This is a genomic window from Streptomyces albiflavescens (assembly GCF_014645835.1).
GTDB lineage: Bacteria > Actinomycetota > Actinomycetes > Streptomycetales > Streptomycetaceae > Streptomyces > Streptomyces albiflavescens.
The window spans coordinates 187978-206967 of record NZ_BMMM01000002.1 but is presented as its reverse complement, the minus strand read 5'-3'; the positions used below and the strand labels follow the sequence as shown (position 1 = coordinate 206967).

The window sequence follows — 18990 nt, the reverse complement described above, 5'->3', positions numbered from 1 at the left end:
CTCGCTTCAGCCACGTCCCCAATGGCTGAAAATAATCGGACCACGGCCGGATCGCGCGCCTACGTATCAACATGAGTGCATACAGAACGCGACCTCACCCACACCCGTCCGCTTCGAAGCGCATCTGAGCCTTGTCCAGAGCTTCGTCAGCGTCGCGGCCATACGCCCTCAGCCAATGAAGTAGGTCAGTGATCACGTCGATCACAGCTTCCTCCGCGACAGCCACGCTTAACGGGCTGAAGCTCGTCACACGCGGCAGCTTGACCTCTCCATACAGGCCGAGCATCGCCTCTACTCGCATCAGACGAGCACCCTCCCCCTGCCCCCTCACCGAGGGGAGGCAGGTAGCCAGCTCACACCACGTCACCTTCCGATCGGCACTCAATTGCACACCCCATCGATCGGCAATGGCATCGACAAGTGCCATACCTCGTCCCCCCTCGGCCTCGACGCCTGCATCCAGGAGTGCCGGAAGAGCCCGGGTGTCGGGGTCGTGGACCTCGATGCGCAGATAGGTGCCGTTTATCGAGACGGCGAGGGTGGTTGGTGTGCCGGGGCCCACATGCGCGATCACGTTGGAGACCATTTCGCTGACGCAGAGTTGGGCCGTGTCGATGGAGTCGTGCAGACCCCAGAGGCCGAGATGCAGCCGCATGATGCGGCGCAGGGCGGCTACTTCCTCCGGTTCTGCCGTAAAGGCCAAGTCCCACGGCTTCCGTGGCATACACGCCGGCTGAATCACCGAGACCCCTCTCACCGGTCGGCACCTCTCTACCTGAGCCCCACCTGATCAGCGGAGCGTTACACACGCTCACGCTGAGTGGCGTCGCTCGCTAGGATGGCGCCCGCGCATCCCGCCGTGCAATGTGCACGGCGGGATTCCCACTTCCGAGTGATTGGCAAGCACACGTCTTGGCGTGAGACTGAACTCCCGTTACAAGGAAGAAGGTTGGGATGGCCGGTTCGCCAACGGCACGCCGTCGTCGCCTCTCGATCGAGCTGAAGAAGCTCCGCGAGAAAAGCGCCCTCACCTGCGCTCAGGTCGGCGAGGCTTTGGACTGGAGCGGCTCCAAGGTCAACCGGATGGAGACCGGAAGCGGCAGGATTCAGCCGTCCGACATCGACGCACTGTGCCGGTTCTACGGCACCAGTGACGAGTTGCGCGAGTTTCTCAAGTCGTTGGCCCGGCAAGCCAAGACGCGCGGTTGGTGGCAGGTTCACGGCGCGGGTGTTCCTGAGTGGTTCAACATCTACATCGGCTTGGAGCAGGACGCCTCGACGTTCCGCCAGTACCAGTGCGAACTGCTGCCCGGCCTGATGCAGACCCCGGCGTACGCCTCTGAGCTCCACAAGACGGGCGCGCACCTGCCTGCCGAAGACATTGAGCGTGCTGTACGTGTACGCATGGAGCGCCAGGCCATGCTGACGCGCCCTGGAGCTCCGGATGCCTGGTTCGTCGTGAGCGAGGGTGCCCTCCGCAAAGTCGTCGGAGATCGACCCCTGATGCGGGAGCAGCTCGAACGCATCTTGGAATCAGTGGAGTTGCCAAGCGTCACCCTGCAGGTGCTCCCCTTCGACTCCGGCACCTGCCCGGTCACAGGATCGTTCACCATGCTCGGCTTCCCCGACCAGGAGGATCCGGACATCGTGTATCGGGACGGCATCACCGATGCCGTCTATCTGGAAGGGGCTCATCATGTGCGTGAGTACACGAGGGCCTTCGACGGCTTGCGAGCAGCGGCGTTGAGCCCTCAGCGCTCCATCCGACTGATCGAGTCCGCCCTGAAGGAATACGCGACATGAACGCTGAGCAGTCCGCTTCCCTCCGCGTCTCTCCCTGGTTCAAGTCCTCCTACAGCAACGGCGCAGGCGGCGAGTGTGTCGAGTGCGCCCACAGCGTGGACGGCGCCCTCGTGCGTGATTCCAAGCGGCCCTGTGGGCCTGTCGTCGCCTTCCGCGCAGGCGTCTGGTGGTCCTTCATACAGGCCTTGGGGAGCGACGCTCCGGCGACAGTGTGACTGGGTAGGTGCGCCCTCGGGCGGGCTCGGCTGTCGGCCGGAGCTCGTGGGCGCTGGTCCTCTCGGCGGCGCGCTCGCTGGGTCGGCTCAGCGGCTGCGGGCAGCCGGTGGGGACGCGGACGCGTCTCGGCGCGCGCCGAGTTTCAGCTTGGCGGCTTGACGTCGGTGGGCGAGCGGGATAACCCGGTGCTGTTCGCATGGGCGCGCGTGGGCTTACTCGCGGTACACCGGTGGGGTGTTGGTGTAGGTGTGGCCAGTGGGTGCAGTCCAGGTCGTGGTGCCGGTGTGGGGGTCGCGCGTGACCTTCCAGCCTGGGTGGTGGGTTTTCAGGCGGTGGTGGCGGCGGCACAGGGGCTGGAGGTTGTCCGGGGTTGTCTGGCCGCCGTGTTTTGGGTGGGTGTGGTTGAAGGGGGAGATGTGGTCCAGGTCGCAACGGTGGGCCGGCATGCGGCAGGACGGGAACGCGCAGTACCGGTCGCGGGCCATCACCTGGCGAGCCGTGTCCGCCGTCGGCCTGTAGGTCGTCGGGTCCGACTTGATGAGCAGGCCTGTTTCCGGCCGGGTGAGCAGGCGGCGCCAGATCGTGCCCGGGGCGAAGGCGATCTCGCGCGCCTGCGTGGCGGTGATCGGGCCGTAGCCCTTCAGGTCCGCCGGCCCCTCGTCGGCACCCAGGAGGATGTCGAAGGGGACCGTCACCTGCACCACCGCTGCGCCTCGTCCCGCCGGGGAGCCTGCCGTGCCTGATGCGGCGGCCGGCCGCGGCTGGTTGACGACCAGGTCGTAGAGGGCGTCCGCTCGCTTCTGATCCAAGGTGCGGCCGTCGTCGACGTACGTCGCGGCGTGGGTGTCCACGGCCTGTTCCATCATGGCGGTCTGCTGGGCGGGCAGGATGGCGCCGAACAAGGCCATCCCATCCTCTTGCGGGTAGGAGAGCGTCCTCCGCTCCCGGACTCGCTGTGCGTGCCGCTGCTCGGCTCCCTCCGGGTCTACCCGGTGGATGTGGTGGCGCACTGCCGCCATGGTCTGCCCGGCCGACTGCGACGGCATCTTGGCCACCATCACCGACTCGACCTGTCCCGCCGCCTCGTCCGACAGGACCCTGCACTGGTCGGCCAATGCCCTCGCCTGCGGGTAGGAGATCTGGCCGCCCGCCAGCAGGCCGAGGGTTGCCCGATGACGAGTGTGGAGAAGGGTGGCGGTGGCCAGGCGTTGACCCGCCGTGGCATTGGCCAGGCGTAGGGCGCAGGCCACCTCCTCCGCGGCGCAGTCCCACGTCGCCAGCATCCGCTCGTCGAACTCCTCTCCCGAGGAGGGTTCTTCGGCGGAAAGCTCAGGGGTGTCGGTGTGAGCTGCGATCGCGGCCAGTAACTCGACCTGCTTGGCCTGCAGCCATGACATGTGCCGCTCCAGCACCGCCAGGGCATCGATCCGCCCGCGCGGCGACAACTGCTCGCAGTCCAGGGCGTCCAGGGCGGCGGCGGTCTCGGCCGACGGCGACCGGTCTCGCAGCAGCGCAGCCCACGTATCCAGAGGCCCCGCCACCTGCCGCGGCGACGCGGCCGGGGCCTCCGCACATCCTGCTTCCAGGACGGCCGGCTCGTACTCCGACTCCACAGTGGTCACGGCCAACGCACTCACCCCCCAGCAGGCGTCCGGCGACGCAGCAACTCTCCCTCCCCAGCGGATGAGTTGACTCTCCCGTCATTATCCCTCACGCAGCGTAATAATGCCAGGCCACCTCATTACTCGCGGGCTTCGAGTGGGCGAATTTGTCTACCAGTTCGGTTGCCCTCATGCAGACCCCGGCTTGGTTCTACGACCCCACTACGTCAGGCCGCCGGGTCCGACACCAGGTCCTCGGCCATCGGATAGCCGATCACCGCAGCGGCCTCAGCGACTTCCTCGACGGACGCCGAGGGGTTGAGCCTGGCGATCTGTGCCCGGTCCAGTGGTCGCAGGTCGTACAGGTGGCGTACGGCCTCGATGTCGACCGTCGTCTCGTAGTAGTCCTCGGCGAACTCCTGGAAGGCCTCCGGCGTCGGGGTGAGGAGCAGCTCGAACAGCCAGTCCGAGCCGTCGGGGTCCGGGTGTCCTTCGGGGAAGGCGATCCGGCCGGCACTCCAGGACCGGGCGTCGGCCTCGCGCCACACGCACACCGTCACCACGGGCGTTCCGTCCTCGTCCGTGAAGTCGGGCTCGTCGACGTAGCACTGGAAGGGCTCGGGTACGGAGTCCAGGACGCCCGGCCATGGGGTGGGCACGTCGTCGTGGTGGTACGGGCTCAGGGGGGACTCGTGGTCGAAGCCGCGGAGGTATGCGCCGATGGGGGCGAAGACGATGTCGTACTCGTCGCCGGATCCGTTGCTCATCGAGGCCAGTTCCTCGGTTTCCGACCACTTGGCGTTGTACGAGTGGTAGCGCTCGCCATCGGGGTTGAGTATCGCCTCCGCCATGGCCATCGAGCGGCAGAGATCTCTCAGGGAATCAATATCGGGGAGCGCCTGGGCGACATCGTGAGCGGTCATGGGCCCCATCCAAGCGGGTGTCACTGACAGTCCCGCCCGAGGGTCCTCCAAGCTCGGGTCGCACAGGGCGAAGACCGCGAGCAGGCGCCGGTCTGCCCCCCACCCTCGCGTTCGGCGGCGGCCATTCGTCCGCTCAGATGTGCTTCAGGAAGGCGGTCACTGTGGCATGCAGGTGGGTCGGCCGGTCCAAGTGGACGTCGTGGGAGGCGTCGGGGATCACTTGGACTGCTGTTGTGCCAGGGCGGCAGGATTGCATTTCCGTGACCTCCGGCTCCGGCATGGTTCCGTCGACACCTCGGACGACGAGGGTGGGGCAGCGGATTCTGCCCCAGTCGAACCAGTAGGAGTGGGTGGCCAGTTCAGCCACCGCGGAGACCATCGTGTCGCGGTCCACTCGGGGGTACCAGCCGTCCGCGCGTTCTTCCAGGCCTCTCGCCCAGGCCTCGTGGCCGAAGAAGTCCGCTGCGGCGGCAGGCGACTTGAAAGGGGTGGGCCAGCTGTCCAGCCAGGCCACTGTCTCGGAGGGAAGCGCGGGGTTCTCGCCCGCCGGTCCGGCCTCGATCAGGATGAGTGCGGCCTCACCGGTCACGGAGACGGACGTACGGCGGCCGCCTGATCGCGCGGAACAGGCGGCCGCCGTACGTGCTGGGAGGATGAGCTTTCCGGATGTGTAGGACGTGCAGAACGTGTCGGACGTGTAGAACGTGCTGGACGTGTAGAACGTGCTGGATGTGTCGGATGTGTCGGGCGTGCCCTCAAGCCGCCGGGGTGAGTTGTGCTCGGCCGAACAACAGGGCGTAGCCGGGCGGGAGTTGCTTCAGGATGCGGTCCACCAGGTCGTCGCCGACGGCTCGGGGCAGGACGCTCAGCACCGAGCTGACGTCCCAGCGGGCCGTGGCCGGGGTGGCGCCCAGGACGCGGAAGGCGACGCTCTCGACGAACTGCGCGGCGGTCAGTTGTCGGGAGACGGGGATCTGGGAGGCGACGAGGCGGGCCGCCTCGACGGGGAGTCGGCGGGCCAGATCGACGCGTTCGTCGCCGACCACATGGCCGCCGAAGGCGGACAGCACGATACGGGTGACGCTCTCCGCCTCCGCCCTGGTGGCGTACTGGCCGGATTCCCTTACGGAGTCGACCAGTTCGGTCCATGTCATACGGGTCGGGGGCATGGCCGCAGTGTTCGCGGCACCCACAGTGGCCGCCGTGACCATGGGGTTCGCGGCACCCGCAGTGGCCGCCGCAGCCATAGTGTCCGCGGTACCCGCAGTGGCCGCCGCTGTCGTGGTGGACGCCGGGTCCATCGCGGTCGTGGTGGCCGTCGCGCTCGTACGGCCCGTCTCGCTCGTCGTTCTCGCGGTGCTCAAGAGGCTCATCGTTCGGGCTCTCCTCGCCTTCCGGTGCTCACTCGCTTCGCCCTCCGGGCGGGGCTCCGACCCCGGCCCCGCGAAGCGAGTACCCGTACATATCGGGTGTACCCGCGTATAGCGTTGCGTTCACGCGGGACAGGGGTCGGAGAGCCGCAAGGCGGGCGGGCGTCCAACGGCGAACACGCACGAGTTAGCCTCGGTTCGTTCGACAGACGCAGCAGCGGGAGGCAGCAATGGCGAAGGTACCGGCCGCGGCGGTGGCCGCGAGTGGGCTCATCGGCGGATACGGCGTGGCCCGCTGGACCAAGAAGCGGCAGCTCGGCGGGGTCGTGCTCGCCGCCGCCGGAGCCACGGCCGCACAGCAGTGGAAGCGACAGGCGGGCGGGAAGGCCGCCGGGGCACTGACCGCCGCGTACGTCGCCGCCTTCGCCGGGTCTCATCCGCTGGCCAAGAAGGTGGGCGCCTGGCCCGCCGTGTTCGGCGTCGCCGGGGCCGTGGCCCTCGCCTCGTGGGCCGTGGCCGACCGCCGGGCCTGAGCCCGGCCCACGCCGCAGCCGGGTCGGCGGCGGCGCCCGTTCAGACGACGTCGCCCCCGACCCCCGACCGCCCCGCCGGAACCCCGGCGATCAGCACGGTCACCTGCTTCCGCACGGCCTCGCCGAGGACCGTGACCGCCGCCTCCGTGAGGGACTTGATCAGGCGGGCGGGCGCGTCGGGGATCTGCGGATGGGTCAGTCCGCCTTCTCGCATGACGAGGGTGATGACCGGCGCGGGCGCCTCGCCGGGTATGCCTCCGGTGCCCCAGCGGTGCTCCGGGACGCCGAACAGTTCGACGACGGCGACCGCGCGTGCCCAATCGCCGACCACGGCGGCCACCGCGTCGGTCAGGGCGCGGATGAGCTTCGACTCGATCGAACCGTCGAGCGTCTCCTCGCGGATCTGGACGGTCAAGTGCGGCATGGTGGATCTCCGTTCGGTCGCGGCAGTCGTGACACAGAGACAAGTGATCACAGACAGACAATTGATCACGGACAGACAAGTGATCACACAGAGACAAGCGATCACGTAGATAAGTGATCACACAGAGACAAGTGGTCGATTCACCTTTAGATGCAAAGCATCTTTAGTCGCAAAGCTATTTGGAGGGGTGGCCGATGTCAACCGAGGGTCGCTCCGAGCCGGGCGTCGACGACGCCGTACGTGCGCTGCTGCTCCTCATGCCCCGCATGGTCGGCCGGGCCAAGCGCATCCCGGTGCCCGAGGAACTCCAGTCCCTGGCGTTGGCTCCGCGGCACCTCTCGCTGCTGTCGTATCTGCTCTTCGACGGGCCCATGACCGTCAACGACCTGGCCACCCGTCTGGAGGTCGCGCCGACGACCGTCAGCCTCATGGTCGGCGAGCTGAGCGGGAAGGGCATCCTGGAGCGGCAGGAGGACCCGGCCGACCGGCGGCGACGCATCGTCAGCATCACCGACGCCCAACGGCCGTCCATCACCACGTGGTTGTCGCGTGGCGCCACCGCCTGGCGCCGCGCGCTGGAACCGCTGACTCCGGATCAGCGCCAACTGGTCATCGACACTCTGCGCGCCTACGAGGCCGCGGCGGCGGACACGGAGACAACCCCGGACGCGGACACCGCCACGGGGCCGGACGCGGACACCGACCCCGACCTCGGCCCCGGCGCCGAGCCCGCCCCCTGAAACGCCCGCCGATACGCGTTCGGACTCGTTCCCACCACCCGCTTGAACCGTTCCCGGAAGGCCGTCGGCGAGCCGAACCCCGCCTGGACCGCGATGCGTTCGACGGGATACGTGGTCGTCTCCAGGAGGTACTGGGCCCGTCGCACCCGCGCCCGGTGCAGCCACTGGAGAGGCGTCGTGCCGGTCTGTTCGCGGAAGCGGCGGTTGAGGGTACGGGTACTCATGCCGGCGTGGGCGGCGATGTCCTCCAGGGTCAGGTCGTGGCCCGCGTTCTCCTCCAGCCAGGCGAGGAGGGGCTCCATCGTGGTGCCGGCCGGTACCGGCGGCTGGTCGTGGACGATGAACTGGGCCTGGCCGCCTTCCCGTTCGAGCGGCATGACGGACATCCGGGCGGCATGCGCGGCGACGGCGGAGCCGTGGTCCATACGGATCATGTGCAGGCACATGTCGAGGGCCGCGGCCGCGCCCGCCGAGGTCAGGAACTGGCCGTTGTCGACGTAGAGGACGTTCGGGTCGACGGTCACGGCCGGGTACCTGGCCGCCAGGTCCTGGGCCGCGATCCAGTGGGTGGTCGCGCGTAGCCCGTCCAGCAGGCCGGTGGCGGCGAAGACGAAGGCGCCGACGCAGATCGAGGCGATCCGGGTGCCGTTCGCGGCCGCCGCGCGCAGCGCCTCCGCCACGCCTGGCGGGAGCGGGACAGTGGGGTCGGCGACGCCGGGCAGGACGATCGTGTCCGCCTCCGCCAGCGCCTCCAGACCGTACGGCGCGCGCACCGTGAACGGGCCCGCGCTCACCTCCTCGTCCGCCGTGACCGAACAGACCCGGATCCGGTAGGCCGCCCGGCCGTCCGGCAGCCGGGCCCAGCCGAAGGTGTCGATCGGGGCGGAGAGGTCGAACGGGATGACCTGGTCGAGCGCCAGTACGGCCACGGTGTGCATGGCTAGAGGGTAGGGGTACGACAGGTTGTGGTCAGCCGGGTCGCACACCCGGAGTTCCCGGCACCCTTGTCCGGTGGGGCCACGGGAGATGCCCCGAGACCGCTGGAAAACCTCCTGGTGGGTCCCGTGGCGAGAATCCGCAGGTACCTGTGGCGAGAATCCGTGAGGTGGTGGCAAAAGTGCCACTTCTGCAAGATCCGCGCCGCGCATAACGTCACCCCGTGACCAAGTTCCTTCTCGCCGTCCATGTCCTCGCCGCGATCGTCGCCATCGGGCCCATTACCGTCGCCGCCAGCATGTTCCCGCCCAGCGCGCGCAAGGTTCTGGCAGAGCCGGGGAACGCCCAGGCCGTGTCGACGGTGCGGCTGCTGCACCGCATTTGTCGCGTGTACGCCGCCGTCGCCGTCGTCGTTCCCGTCTTCGGATTCGCCACGGCGAGCAACATGGGCGTGCTCGGCGACACCTGGCTGATCGTCTCGATCGCGCTGACGGCCCTCGCCGCGGTCGTCCTCATCGCGCTGGTCCTGCCCGGGCAGGCCGCGTTCGCGGAGGGTGGCTGGGACGCAGGAGGCGGCGAGGTCGCGGTGGGGCGGAAAACGACCGTTCGGCTCGCCATGTTCACCGGCGTCTTCAACCTCCTCTGGGCCACCGTCACGATCCTGATGATCGTTCGACCGGGGTCCACCACAGGGGCGTAGCGCCCCCCGAACACACCGACGACCAGTGCCCGGCGCGGGGGCTTAGGATCCCGCCCATGTACGGACAGCAAGAGCAAGCGGCGCCGCAGGCCTACCTCGCCTCGGTGGAGGGCCGGCTGACGGCCGACGGATGCGCCACACGGTGGGAGAACTGGGCCGGAGTGCCCGTCCTCGTGGGGCGGCGGGCCGACTTCAAGATGCGCTGGATGGCGACGAAGCTGCACCTGTTCACCGTGGCCGCGGCGGTCCCGGAGATAACCGTCCCCGCCATCTCCGCCTTCACCGACCAGGTGATGAAGTACGCCAAGGACACCAAGGGCGGCCTCCCCGTCGGCATGCAGAACGGGGTCGGTGCCTTCCCGGTGCTCGTCAGCGACCGGGTCGATCCGGCCGCCGTGCGGTGGGCGGAGGAGCAGCAGCGCATCAAGTTCGCCTGCATGACGCGGCCTGTCGTGGTCGACAGCGCGCGCCAGTACGTGGGCATGTACCGCGGCAAGCCGGCCCTCGGGCGCGTCTACGCCTCGTACTTCATCGAGAAGGGGTCGCGGTACTTCTACGGCCAGTGAGAGGCCCGTGGGCGGCCAGCGAGACGCTTGGCCGGCGAGAGGCCTGGCCGACGCGAGAGGCCCGGCCGGCGAGAGGCTTGAGGCGCCCCCCGGCGCCTCGCCTCGTGTCACATGTGGTGGGCCAGGATCAGCTCCTCGTCCACCAGATCCGCCCTGAACTGCCGTGCCACCGCGGCCACGACGAGTACCCCGGCGGCCCCCAGCAGCGTGAAGAACGCCCACGTCAGCGGCCACGCGTTCGCGAAGCCGTCGGGCGGCCCGGGGTGCGTGCGCAGGGACACGTACAGCAGGGTCGCCGGCGGCACCGCCACCAGCAGCAACGGCCAGGCCAGCGCGTCCCGGTGGCCGAAGTAGGCGGCGAGGAGCAGCAGGATCAGGACGAGGAACACGACGCCCAGGCCGGTCACCGGCGTCGTCTCGACGGGCGAGTCCGCCGTCTCGGGACGGTTGCGCAGGTCCCAGGGCAGGCAGAGGAGATACGCCGCCGCGGAGAGGGCGGCGCCGAGCACGCGCGTCAGCCAGCGTTCCGGCCAGGGGCGCGTTCGCAAGGGGCGGAGCAGCTTCTCGGTCATGCGTACGAGGGTTCCGGCCCGGGCGGCCGGCCGACAGAGTACGCGTACTCAGAACCACCTACTCAGCCAAGTACTCAGTCGTGCGGCGCCCAACGGCGTCATGTCGCCGGCGTGGAGGGCGCGGTGGTCCCGGCCGGTACCACCGACAGCGGTGTGGCGATGTCCTCCAGGGAGCGTCGCTCGGCGTTCACCGCGAGGAACGCGGCGACCAGGCCCGCCGCGCACATCAGGCCCGCGCCGATCTGGAAGGCGAGCACCGTGTCGCCGACGACTCCGGACTCCGTGAGGTCGGCGAAGACGAGCGGTCCGCTGATGCCGCCGGCGGCCGTTCCGATGGCGTAGAAGAAGGCGATGGCCATCGCCCGGGTCTCCATCGGGAAGATCTCGGAGACGGTCAGATAGGCGCTGGAGGCGCCCGCCGAGGCGAAGAAGAGCACCACGCACCAGCACGCCGTCATCGTCACCGCGCTCAGCGAGCCCTGGTCGAAGAGCCAGGCCGTGCCGAAGAGCAGCAGACCCGAGATCAGGTACGTCGAGGAGATCATCGCCCGGCGGCCGACCGTGTCGAAGAGTTTGCCGAGCAGCAGCGGGCCGAGGAAATTGCCGGCCGCGATGACGGCGAAGTAGTAGCCGGTGCCGCCGGAGGGCACGTCGAAGAACTTGGTGAGGATGGCGCCGAAGCCGAAGGTGATCGCGTTGTAGAGGAAGGCCTGGCCGATGAAGAGGGCGAGGCCGAGCACGGCCCGTTTCGGATGGCGCCGGAAGACGGTCCTGGCGATGATGCCGAAGCCGATGCTCTTGCGCTGCTGGATGGTGATCTCGCCCCGCGGACGCGGCAGTGGCTCGCCCCTCTCCTCCTCGATCTCCCGCTCCACCTCGCTGACCAGCGCCTCCGCGTCCGCGCCGCGACCGTGGATGAACTGCCACCGCGGGCTCTCCGGCACATGCCGCCTGACCAGCAGGATCACCAGCCCGAGGACCACTCCGAGACCGAAGGTCAGCCGCCAGCCGAGGTCCTGGGGAAAGATGTCGGTGTTCAGCATCACGATGGACAACAGTGCGCCACCGATCGCGCCGAGCCAGTAGCTGCCGTTGATGATCAGGTCGACCCGGCCGCGGAACTTGGCGGGGATGAGCTCGTCGATCGCCGAGTTGATGGCCGCGTACTCACCGCCGATGCCGAAACCGGTGAGGAAGCGGAAGGTGAAGAACCACCAGGCGTCGAAGGACAGCGCGGTCAGTGCGGTCGCGGAGAGGTAGACGGCGAGGGTCACCATGAAGAGCTTCTTGCGGCCGTGGCGGTCGGTCAGCCGGCCGAAGAAGAGGGCGCCCACACAGGCACCGGCCACATAGAGAGCCGCCGCGGTACCGGTGACCTGGGCTGAGGAGATGGACAGGCCGCTGCCGTCCTCGGAGAGCCGGCTCGCGATGTTGCCGACGGTGGTGACCTCCAGGCCGTCCAGGATCCAGACGGTTCCCAGGCCGATCACGATCATCCAGTGCCACTTGGACCACGGCAGCCGATCCAGGCGGGCGGGTACGTCCGTCGTGACGGTCCCGGTGGAGCCCGGTACGGACGCCGGTGAGGCTGGTGGGGTCATGGCTCCCTCTCCCTTGAGCGAACCCTGCCCGAGTTCCCCGCGCGGGGGCGGCTACGCTCCCAGCCCCCGCGACACCACATAGATCAGCAGCCCTGCCAGCGAGCCCACCACCGTGCCGTTGATCCGGATGAACTGCAGGTCGCGGCCGATGTGAGCCTCGATCTTCCGGGTCGTGTGCTCGGCGTCCCAGCCCGCGACGGTGTCCGTGATGAGCGAGGTGATCTCCGTGCGGTACGTCGTCACGACGTACACCGCCGCGCCCTCGACCCAGCTGTCGACCTTGGCCTGGAGCTTGGGCTCCACCGACATCCGGGCGCCCAGGGACAGCAGGGAAGCCCGGACCCGCAGCCGCAACTCGCTGCGCTCGTCCTCCGCGGCGGACACCATCATGGACCGTACGGCCGTCCAGGCGGAGGCGATCAGATCCTGGACCTCGCCGCGGCCGAGGACCTCGACCTTGAGCCGCTCCACACGGGCCCGGGTGTCCGTGTCGGACTGGAGGTCGGAGGCGAAGTCGGTGAGGAAGCGGTCGAGGGCGCCACGGGCCGGGTGGGAGGGGGCGTCGCGCATCTCGGTGACGAAGCGGAGCAGCTCCTTGTAGACACGCTCGCCGACCTTCCTGTCGACGAAACGGGGGGTCCAGCCGGGGGCACCGCCCTCGATCGCGTCCATGACCTGCTCGTCGTGCAGCACCAGCCAGTCGTGGGCGCGCGCGACGATCAGATCCACGACCCGCTTGTGGCCGCCGTCCGCGACGATCTTCTCCAGCATCTTCCCTATGCCGGGCGCGATCTCCTGGGCGTCGGCACGCCGTGTGATCGCCTCACCGACGACCGCCTGCACATCGGAGTCGCGGAGCACGGTGAGCGCGCCGCGCAGGGCAGCGGAGAGCTCCGCCGTCACGCGGTCGGCGTGCTCCGGTTCGGCGAGCCAGGAGCCGAGCCGGCTGCCGATGCCGACGGCGCGCAGCCGCTGTCGTACGACCTCCTGGGAGAGGAAGTTCTCCCCGACGAACTCGCCGAGCGAGACGCCCAACTGATCCTTCTTGGTGGGGATGATCGCCGTGTGCGGGATGGGCAGGCCGAGCGGGCGGCGGAAGAGGGCCGTGACCGCGAACCAGTCGGCGAGCGCGCCGACCATGCCGGCCTCGGAGGCCGCGGCGACATAGCCCGCCCAGACACCGGCTCCCGAGTTCTCCGCCCACTTGGCGAGGACGTACACCAGTGCGACGAAGAGCAGCAGGCCGGTCGCTGTGATCTTCATCCGGCGGACGCCGCGACGCTTCTCCTCGTCGGCGGGACTGAAGGAGGTCATCGCCCGGCCAGGCGGCGTCCCGGAGGCGGTCACCGTGGGGTTCACGGCGGCCTCCGGCCGGGCATGCTGCCCTTCGGCACCCGCTTCTTCCCGTTTCGTGCGTTCCATCCGCTCCACCCGTCCGGTGACCTCGTACACATTGTCCCTTCCTGACCGACTCCTGGAACGAAACAGGAGTTCCCGGCGTCTGTTCGGTCGGGGAATCGTCCGGGGGGACCCTTAGGGGGCTTCTGATGGATCTCCGTGGAAGAAGGAGCGGCGTTCGGTGCGTGCTCTCGGTGTGCCGGGCGGAAGTCCTCGTAGCGGAGCTACTAGGGCTTTTGTCCGGTGCGGCGAGAGTGCGTGCCGGGCGTCGCGACGCCGCGGAGATCCATCAGAAGCCCCCTAGGGGGCGCTGTCGGTCTTCTTCCACCCCGTGACGCATCATGGGGTGATCACATCGGAGCCTCGGGCTCCCATCGCCCGAGGAGACACGCACCGCATGACCAAGCGTCACGCCGGGGGTGCGGGGCCCGCTGCGGAGCAGCCAATGTCAGCAGCCCCCGCAAGGCACGGCGCCATGCTCGCCGCGATCATCACCGTGATCGTGGTTCTTTCCGCCGCCATATACGTCGGCGTCTCGGCCGACGAGGGCGGCGACCAGAACAACCTCGCCGGCGGCCGCACCCCGCACAACTCCGCCGCCCCCGCCTCCACCGGCACCTGGGTCGGCGCCTGGTCGGCCTCCCCCGTCGGAGCCGAGCCCGGCACCGAGACGACCGGCATGGCGGGCCGCTCCGTGCGCAACGTCGTGCACGCGAACACCGGCGGCACGAGTGCCCGCGTCACGCTGTCCAACCTCTACGGGCAGCAGCCGCTGAACATCACCCACGCCACGATCGCCGTCGCCGCGACCATGAACAACGCCGCCGCCGCGACCGACACCATGCGCCGCCTCACCTTCGGCGGCAGCACCTCGGTGAGCATCCCGGCCGGCGAGCAGGTGCTGAGCGACGCCGTACGTGTGCGGATCCCGCACGGCTCGGACGTCCTCGTGACGACGTACACGCCCACCCCGTCCGGCCCGGTCACCTACCACCCGCACGCGCGGCAGATGTCGTACGTCGCCGACGGCGACCGCACGGAGGACGTGACCGGCACCGCGTACACCGAGCAGAGCGAGTACTGGCGCTATCTGACCGCCCTCGACGTGCTGAGCGACGAGTCGGCGGGCACCGTCGTCGTGCTGGGCGACTCGCTCACCGACGGCATCACCTCCACGGTCGGGGCCAACCACCGTTGGACCGACGCCCTTTCGGACCGGCTGCGCGACGCGGCCGGATCGGACGACGTGCCGCGCTACAGCGTCGTCAACCAGGGCATCAGCGGGAACCAGATCCTGGCCGCGGGGCTCGGCCGCCCTGCCGACAATCCAAGTGGCCTCTCCCGCTTCGGGCGTGACGTGCTCGACCGTACGAACGTCAAGGCCGTCGTCATCGACCTCGGGGTCAACGACATTCTGCGCAACCCGAATCAGGTGGATCCCCGGACCATCACCGACGGGTTGCGGAAGCTGGTGCGGCAGGCGCACGCCCGCGGGCTGCGGGTCGTCGGCGCCACTCTGATGCCGTTTCAGGGGCACCGGGGGTACACGGACGCGCGGAATGCCGTACGGCAGGCCGTCAACGCGGAGATCCGTGCGGGGAAGGTGTACGACGCCGTCGTCGACTTCGACGCGGCGCTTCGTGACCCCTACAACCCCCGGCGGCTGCGGGGCGATTATGACTCGGGGGACCATCTGCATCCCAGTGACAAGGGGTTCAAGCGGATGGCCGAGGTGTTCGACCTGGAGGATCTGAAGGGGTCGGCTCCGGCGCAGCTGTAGGGCCCGTCGTCACATTCCCGTCGTCGCGGGGCAGACGGGAAGGTGACGACAGGCCCTAGCGGTCCCTCGGCCGCGGCGCCGTCCCGGCTGGTCGCGCCCACGTGACGGAGCCGCGTGATGTCACAACCCCGCGCCCTCTGAAGGGCGTTCCAGTCGCCCGGAGTTCAGTAGTCGCCGTGGCGCCTGCGGTGACGCTCCTCGCGGCGCTCCCGGTGGCGCTCCCTGCGCTCCTCTTGCCGTTCGCGGCGGTCCTCGTGGTGTTCGCGGATCAGGTCGCGGGCCTCGTCGAGCGCGTCGAACATGTCGCTCAGGCCGTCGCTCCGCGCCCCCTGGGAACCCTGCAACTCCTTGCGGGCCGCCCTCCGTTCGAGTTTCTCCTGGCGGCGCTCCTCCTTGATGCGGAGCCGCTCGGCGCGGGTCAGTTTGCGTTCGACGCCGACGCCGCCCCAGAAGGCGAAGCCCGTGACGATCACGCGCGGAGCGCCGGGCTCACCGGGCTGCCCCTCCTCACGGTGGTCGAAGCCGCCCATGATGCCGATGCCGCGCACGACGACCTCGACGCCGGGCGGTACGACGACGTTCATCCCGCCCATCACGGCGACGCAGTTGATGACCACCTCACGGTCCGCGAAGTTCGCCTCGCGCAGGTCGATCTCGCCGCCGCCCATGAAGGCGAAGGAGTTGAAGCGCCGGGGCACGGTCCAGCGCCCCTTGCGCTCGAGCCCCGACAGGATCGCCACCCCCCACGAGGACGAACCCTCGCCGCCGACGATCCGCCCCGCCCAACTCCCGCTCTCCACAGGCTGCTTGACCATGGAGACGGGGGCCGCGGCCGCCGCACCCGGCAGATCGCGGGTGATCGGCGTCAGCTCTCCGTACGTGCGTGCCTTGTACGTCGCCTCCAGCCGCTCCTCGAACTCCTCCATGTCGAGGCGGCCCTCCGCGAGGGCGTCCCTCAGCTGTTCGGCGACTCGTTCACGATCGGCGTCGGAGGCACGCAGCTCCGGGAGTTCGTCGTCGGTCATGTAAGCAGCCTACGAGTTCCCCGGCCCACGGGCCATGCGGCCCGCCAATCCGCGAGGACCTCGCTAGGAGACCGCTTTCTCCGCGCCGCCCTGTGCGTACATCTTGGCAATGACCGTCTCGATGTCCGGCTCCCGCACCGAAAGGTCCACCAGCGGATACTCCGCCGCGATCCGCGCCACGAGCGGAGCCGCCGACGAAGCGGCGGGAAAGGCGAGCCACTGCCGCGGCCCCTCCACCTTCACCACCCGCGCCGACTCCACCTCGATCGGCGGAAGCTCCCGCTCCAGGTCCACGACCAGCGTCCGCTCGCTCTCCCCCACCTCGTGCAGCCCGGTCAGCGGGCCGTCGTACATCAGCCGCCCGTGGTCGATGACCATCACCCGCCGGCACAGCTGCTCGATGTCGGTGAGGTCGTGCGTGGTGAGCAGGACGGTCGTGCCGCGCTCCGCGTTCAGATCGCGCAGGAACTCCCGGACCCGCGCCTTGCTGATCACGTCGAGGCCGATGGTCGGCTCGTCGAGATAGAGCACGTCCGGGTCGTGCAGCAGCGCGGCCGCGATGTCACCGCGCATCCTTTGTCCCAGGGAGAGTTGGCGCACGGGCACGTCCAACAGATCGGCCAGTTGCAGGAGTTCGACACAGCGGTCGAGGTTCTCGCGGTAGCGCCCGTCCGGGATCCGGTACATGCGGTGCATCAGGCGGTACGAGTCGATCAGCGGGAGATCCCACCACAGGGTCGTGCGCTGCCCGAACACGACCCCGATGCGCTGCGCGAGCCGCGTCCGCTCGCGCGAGGGGTCGATGCCGGCGACCCGCAGCCGGCCACCGCTCGGGGTGAGGATGCCGGTCAGCATCTTGATCGTGGTGGACTTGCCCGCGCCGTTCGGACCGATATAGCCGACCATCTCACCGCGCGGCACTGTGAAGGAGAGGGAGTCGACGGCGCGCACCTGCCGCCGCTCGCTGCGCAGGAAGCCGGTCTTCTTGCGCACGTCGAAGACCTTCTCGACGCCGTCGAGCTCGATGAAGTCGCCCTCCACGCCGCTGAATTCACTGTGCACGCCGACTGCCACGTCCAACTCCCCTAACTCCCCGTACTCCGATACGACCGAAGCCCCGCGCGCCAGGCGACCCCGGCCAGCGCACAGCAGCCCGCCGCCACCAGCGGCGGTGTGAAGGCGACCCACGTCGGCAGGTCGAGCGGATAGGGCCGGCCCAGCACATACAGCGCGGGCAGCCAGTTGACGAAGGCGAGCGGGAACACGAAGGTCACCCCGCGCAGCAGGTCCTTGGCGAAGACGGTCGGCGGGTACTGCAGGAGCGTACTGCCGCCGTACGTGAAGGAGTTCTGCACCTCGGAGGCGTCCTGCGCGACGAACTGGAAGGCCGCGCCGCCCACGAACACGGCCGAGAAGATGACGCCGCCGCTGAGCAGCATCAGCGGGATCATCAGCAGCCGGAGCGGTGTCCAGGAGATGTCGAGTACGGCGATGGCGTACCCGAGGACCAGCAGTCCCTGCGTGATTCTGCCGAGGCGGCGCAGCGCGAAGCGGTCCGCGGCGACCTGGGCGAGGACGGGCACCGGGCGCACCAGGAGCGTGTCGAGCGTGCCGTCGCGCACCCGGCGCCCGAGCCGGTCCATCGAGCCGAGCGCCAGGTCGGCGATCCCGAAGGCGGTGCCCGCGACGCCGTACAGGAAGGCGACCTCGGGCAGCGAGTAGCCGCCGAGCCGGTCGACCTGGGAGAACATCAACAGGATCGCGACGAAGTCGAGGGCGGTCCCGGCGAAGTTGCCGATGGTGGTCATCACGAAGGAGGCGCGGTAGGCCATCGTGGACCGGATCCACATGGCGGCGATCATGCCGTAGGCGCGCACTCCCTCCCGCAGACGGGCGTACGCCCCTTGCCGGGCCCACGACGCGTCGGCCCGCCCCGGCCCATCGCCACGCACCGACCGCTCGAACCCGGGCTTCTCGTCCACCGGGTCAGCCACCCTGCACCACCACCCTGCGCGTAGCCACCGACTGGACCAGCCGCCCGGCCGCCAGCAGCCCGACCGCCCAGGCCGCCTGGAAGGCGTAGGTGCCCACCGGGTCGGCGGTTCCGAGTAGGACGTCCACCGGCGCCTGGATCAACGACGACCAGGGCAGGGCTCGTACGACCTCGCCGAGCGCGCCCGGGAAGACGTTGAGCGGCAGCAGCATCCCCGAGCAGAAGATCCCTGTGATCCAGGCCAGTTGGGCCGTGCCCGCCCCGTCGAGGAGCCAGAACGCGGACAGCGCCACCAGGAAGCGGAGGGCGAAGCTGACGACCACCCCGAGAACCACCGCGAGGAGGAAGGCGATCCAGGTCAACGGGGAGGCGGGCAGCGCCAGGTCGAAGAAGACCGCGCCGAAGGCGAGCGGGATCACCCCGCGCCCCAGCAGGTGGAACAACGCCCGGCCCGCATCCTGGGCCAGCCACCACAACTGGAGGTCGGCGGGCCGGTACAGGTCGATCGCGATGTCACCCGTACGGATTCTCTCGATCAGCTCGTCCTCGAAGCCCCCGCCCATCACCGCCACCACCATGAGCAGCGCCTGGCCCAGCCACACATAGGTGAGCGCCTGCGCCTGGTCGTAGCCACCGAGGTGCGGTCTGGTGTCCCACAGTGCGATGAAGACGTACGCCAGGATCAGCCCGAAGACCGTGTTGGTGAACACCCCCGCCGCCGTGGCCGTCCGATAGGTGGCGAAGCGCCGGAACCCGCCCACGGCGACGGCCGCGTACAACCGCCCTGTGCCCACAACTCCGCCCCTGTT

Annotated in this window: 22 protein-coding genes; 8 read left to right on the top strand and 14 right to left on the bottom strand. The window is 69.3% G+C overall.

Annotation, left to right across the window (positions count from 1 at the left end; translation table 11 throughout):
* Positions 1 to 94: 94 nt before the first annotated feature.
* Positions 95 to 724 (bottom strand): ATP-binding protein, encoded by a 630-nt coding sequence (locus IEY95_RS05920; protein WP_189185402.1) that lies wholly within the window; start codon positions 722 to 724, stop codon positions 95 to 97.
* 230 nt (positions 725 to 954) lie between these two features.
* Between IEY95_RS05920 and IEY95_RS05915 the strand changes: the two genes are divergently transcribed.
* Positions 955 to 1803, top strand: a complete 849-nt coding sequence (locus tag IEY95_RS05915) for a helix-turn-helix domain-containing protein (protein WP_189184808.1) — start codon at positions 955 to 957, stop codon at positions 1801 to 1803.
* Entirely contained in the window at positions 1800 to 2018 is a 219-nt protein-coding gene (locus IEY95_RS05910; RefSeq protein WP_189184807.1) for a DUF397 domain-containing protein, read from the top strand. Before IEY95_RS05915 ends, IEY95_RS05910 begins: the two co-directional genes overlap by 4 nt.
* Before the next feature lie 213 nt (positions 2019 to 2231).
* Here IEY95_RS05910 and IEY95_RS05905 read toward each other — a convergent pair whose 3' ends face one another.
* The 4 genes from IEY95_RS05905 to IEY95_RS05890 form a co-directional block, all read right to left on the bottom strand.
* On the bottom strand, positions 2232 to 3641 hold the full coding sequence (locus tag IEY95_RS05905; protein WP_229702610.1) for an HNH endonuclease signature motif containing protein: 1410 nt from the start codon (positions 3639 to 3641) through the stop codon (positions 2232 to 2234).
* 206 nt (positions 3642 to 3847) lie between these two features.
* Complete coding sequence (locus IEY95_RS05900; RefSeq protein WP_189184805.1) at positions 3848 to 4543, bottom strand: hypothetical protein; 696 nt, start codon at positions 4541 to 4543, stop codon at positions 3848 to 3850.
* Positions 4544 to 4676: 133 nt separating this feature from the next.
* Positions 4677 to 5132 (bottom strand): alpha/beta fold hydrolase, encoded by a 456-nt coding sequence (locus tag IEY95_RS05895; protein WP_189184804.1) that lies wholly within the window; start codon positions 5130 to 5132, stop codon positions 4677 to 4679.
* 166 nt (positions 5133 to 5298) lie between these two features.
* Positions 5299 to 5712: a DUF2267 domain-containing protein gene (locus tag IEY95_RS05890; protein WP_229702608.1), complete on the bottom strand. Its 414-nt coding sequence runs from the start codon at positions 5710 to 5712 to the stop codon at positions 5299 to 5301.
* Here IEY95_RS05890 and IEY95_RS05885 point away from each other — a divergent pair.
* Together IEY95_RS05885 and IEY95_RS05880 are read left to right on the top strand one after the other, a co-directional pair.
* Positions 5711 to 6028 carry a hypothetical protein gene (locus tag IEY95_RS05885; protein ID WP_189185461.1) on the top strand — a complete coding sequence of 106 codons (318 nt, stop codon included), beginning with the start codon at positions 5711 to 5713 and terminating at the stop codon, positions 6026 to 6028. The genes IEY95_RS05890 and IEY95_RS05885 overlap by 2 nt on opposite strands.
* Before the next feature lie 115 nt (positions 6029 to 6143).
* Positions 6144 to 6446, top strand: coding sequence for a hypothetical protein (locus IEY95_RS05880; protein ID WP_189184803.1), 303 nt, complete (start codon positions 6144 to 6146; stop codon positions 6444 to 6446).
* Positions 6447 to 6486: 40 nt separating this feature from the next.
* Here IEY95_RS05880 and IEY95_RS05875 read toward each other — a convergent pair whose 3' ends face one another.
* Positions 6487 to 6870, bottom strand: coding sequence for a tautomerase family protein (locus IEY95_RS05875; protein ID WP_189184802.1), 384 nt, complete (start codon positions 6868 to 6870; stop codon positions 6487 to 6489).
* 194 nt (positions 6871 to 7064) lie between these two features.
* Here IEY95_RS05875 and IEY95_RS05870 point away from each other — a divergent pair, with 194 nt between their 5' ends.
* Positions 7065 to 7610, top strand: coding sequence for a MarR family winged helix-turn-helix transcriptional regulator (locus tag IEY95_RS05870; protein WP_189184801.1), 546 nt, complete (start codon positions 7065 to 7067; stop codon positions 7608 to 7610).
* Here the strand turns inward: IEY95_RS05870 and IEY95_RS05865 are convergent.
* Positions 7499 to 8548 carry a GlxA family transcriptional regulator gene (locus IEY95_RS05865; protein ID WP_189184800.1) on the bottom strand — a complete coding sequence of 350 codons (1050 nt, stop codon included), beginning with the start codon at positions 8546 to 8548 and terminating at the stop codon, positions 7499 to 7501. The genes IEY95_RS05870 and IEY95_RS05865 overlap by 112 nt on opposite strands.
* A gap of 221 nt (positions 8549 to 8769) precedes the next feature.
* On the opposite strand from IEY95_RS05865, the gene IEY95_RS05860 reads away from it, so the two are divergent.
* Positions 8770 to 9246: a hypothetical protein gene (locus tag IEY95_RS05860; protein WP_189184799.1), complete on the top strand. Its 477-nt coding sequence runs from the start codon at positions 8770 to 8772 to the stop codon at positions 9244 to 9246.
* A gap of 56 nt (positions 9247 to 9302) precedes the next feature.
* A complete protein-coding gene (locus IEY95_RS05855; protein ID WP_189184798.1) occupies positions 9303 to 9812 on the top strand; it encodes a levansucrase in 510 nt (169 codons plus the stop codon).
* A 107-nt stretch (positions 9813 to 9919) separates the two neighbouring features.
* Here the strand turns inward: IEY95_RS05855 and IEY95_RS05850 are convergent, their stop codons facing one another.
* The 3 genes from IEY95_RS05850 to IEY95_RS05840 form a co-directional block, all read right to left on the bottom strand.
* On the bottom strand, positions 9920 to 10384 hold the full coding sequence (locus IEY95_RS05850) for a hypothetical protein (protein WP_189184797.1): 465 nt from the start codon (positions 10382 to 10384) through the stop codon (positions 9920 to 9922).
* A 98-nt stretch (positions 10385 to 10482) separates the two neighbouring features.
* Positions 10483 to 11985, bottom strand: a complete 1503-nt coding sequence (locus IEY95_RS05845; protein WP_189184796.1) for an MFS transporter — start codon at positions 11983 to 11985, stop codon at positions 10483 to 10485.
* A 51-nt stretch (positions 11986 to 12036) separates the two neighbouring features.
* A complete protein-coding gene (locus IEY95_RS05840) occupies positions 12037 to 13407 on the bottom strand; it encodes a DUF445 domain-containing protein (RefSeq protein ID WP_229702605.1) in 1371 nt (456 codons plus the stop codon).
* Positions 13408 to 13828: 421 nt separating this feature from the next.
* Here IEY95_RS05840 and IEY95_RS05835 point away from each other — a divergent pair, with 421 nt between their 5' ends.
* The gene (locus tag IEY95_RS05835; protein WP_189184794.1) at positions 13829 to 15163 is read left to right on the top strand and encodes an SGNH/GDSL hydrolase family protein; all 1335 of its coding nucleotides are present in this window, start codon (positions 13829 to 13831) and stop codon (positions 15161 to 15163) included.
* 164 nt (positions 15164 to 15327) lie between these two features.
* Here IEY95_RS05835 and IEY95_RS05830 read toward each other — a convergent pair whose 3' ends face one another.
* From IEY95_RS05830 to IEY95_RS05815, 4 genes are all read right to left on the bottom strand, one after another.
* Positions 15328 to 16188: a DUF1707 SHOCT-like domain-containing protein gene (locus IEY95_RS05830; protein WP_189184793.1), complete on the bottom strand. Its 861-nt coding sequence runs from the start codon at positions 16186 to 16188 to the stop codon at positions 15328 to 15330.
* A 63-nt stretch (positions 16189 to 16251) separates the two neighbouring features.
* Positions 16252 to 17262 (bottom strand): ABC transporter ATP-binding protein, encoded by a 1011-nt coding sequence (locus IEY95_RS05825; RefSeq protein WP_189184792.1) that lies wholly within the window; start codon positions 17260 to 17262, stop codon positions 16252 to 16254.
* A gap of 11 nt (positions 17263 to 17273) precedes the next feature.
* Complete coding sequence (locus IEY95_RS05820; protein WP_229702737.1) at positions 17274 to 18140, bottom strand: ABC transporter permease; 867 nt, start codon at positions 18138 to 18140, stop codon at positions 17274 to 17276.
* Between the two features lie 34 nt (positions 18141 to 18174).
* Complete coding sequence (locus IEY95_RS05815) at positions 18175 to 18975, bottom strand: ABC transporter permease (RefSeq protein ID WP_189184791.1); 801 nt, start codon at positions 18973 to 18975, stop codon at positions 18175 to 18177.
* Between the last annotated feature and the right edge of the window lie 15 nt (positions 18976 to 18990).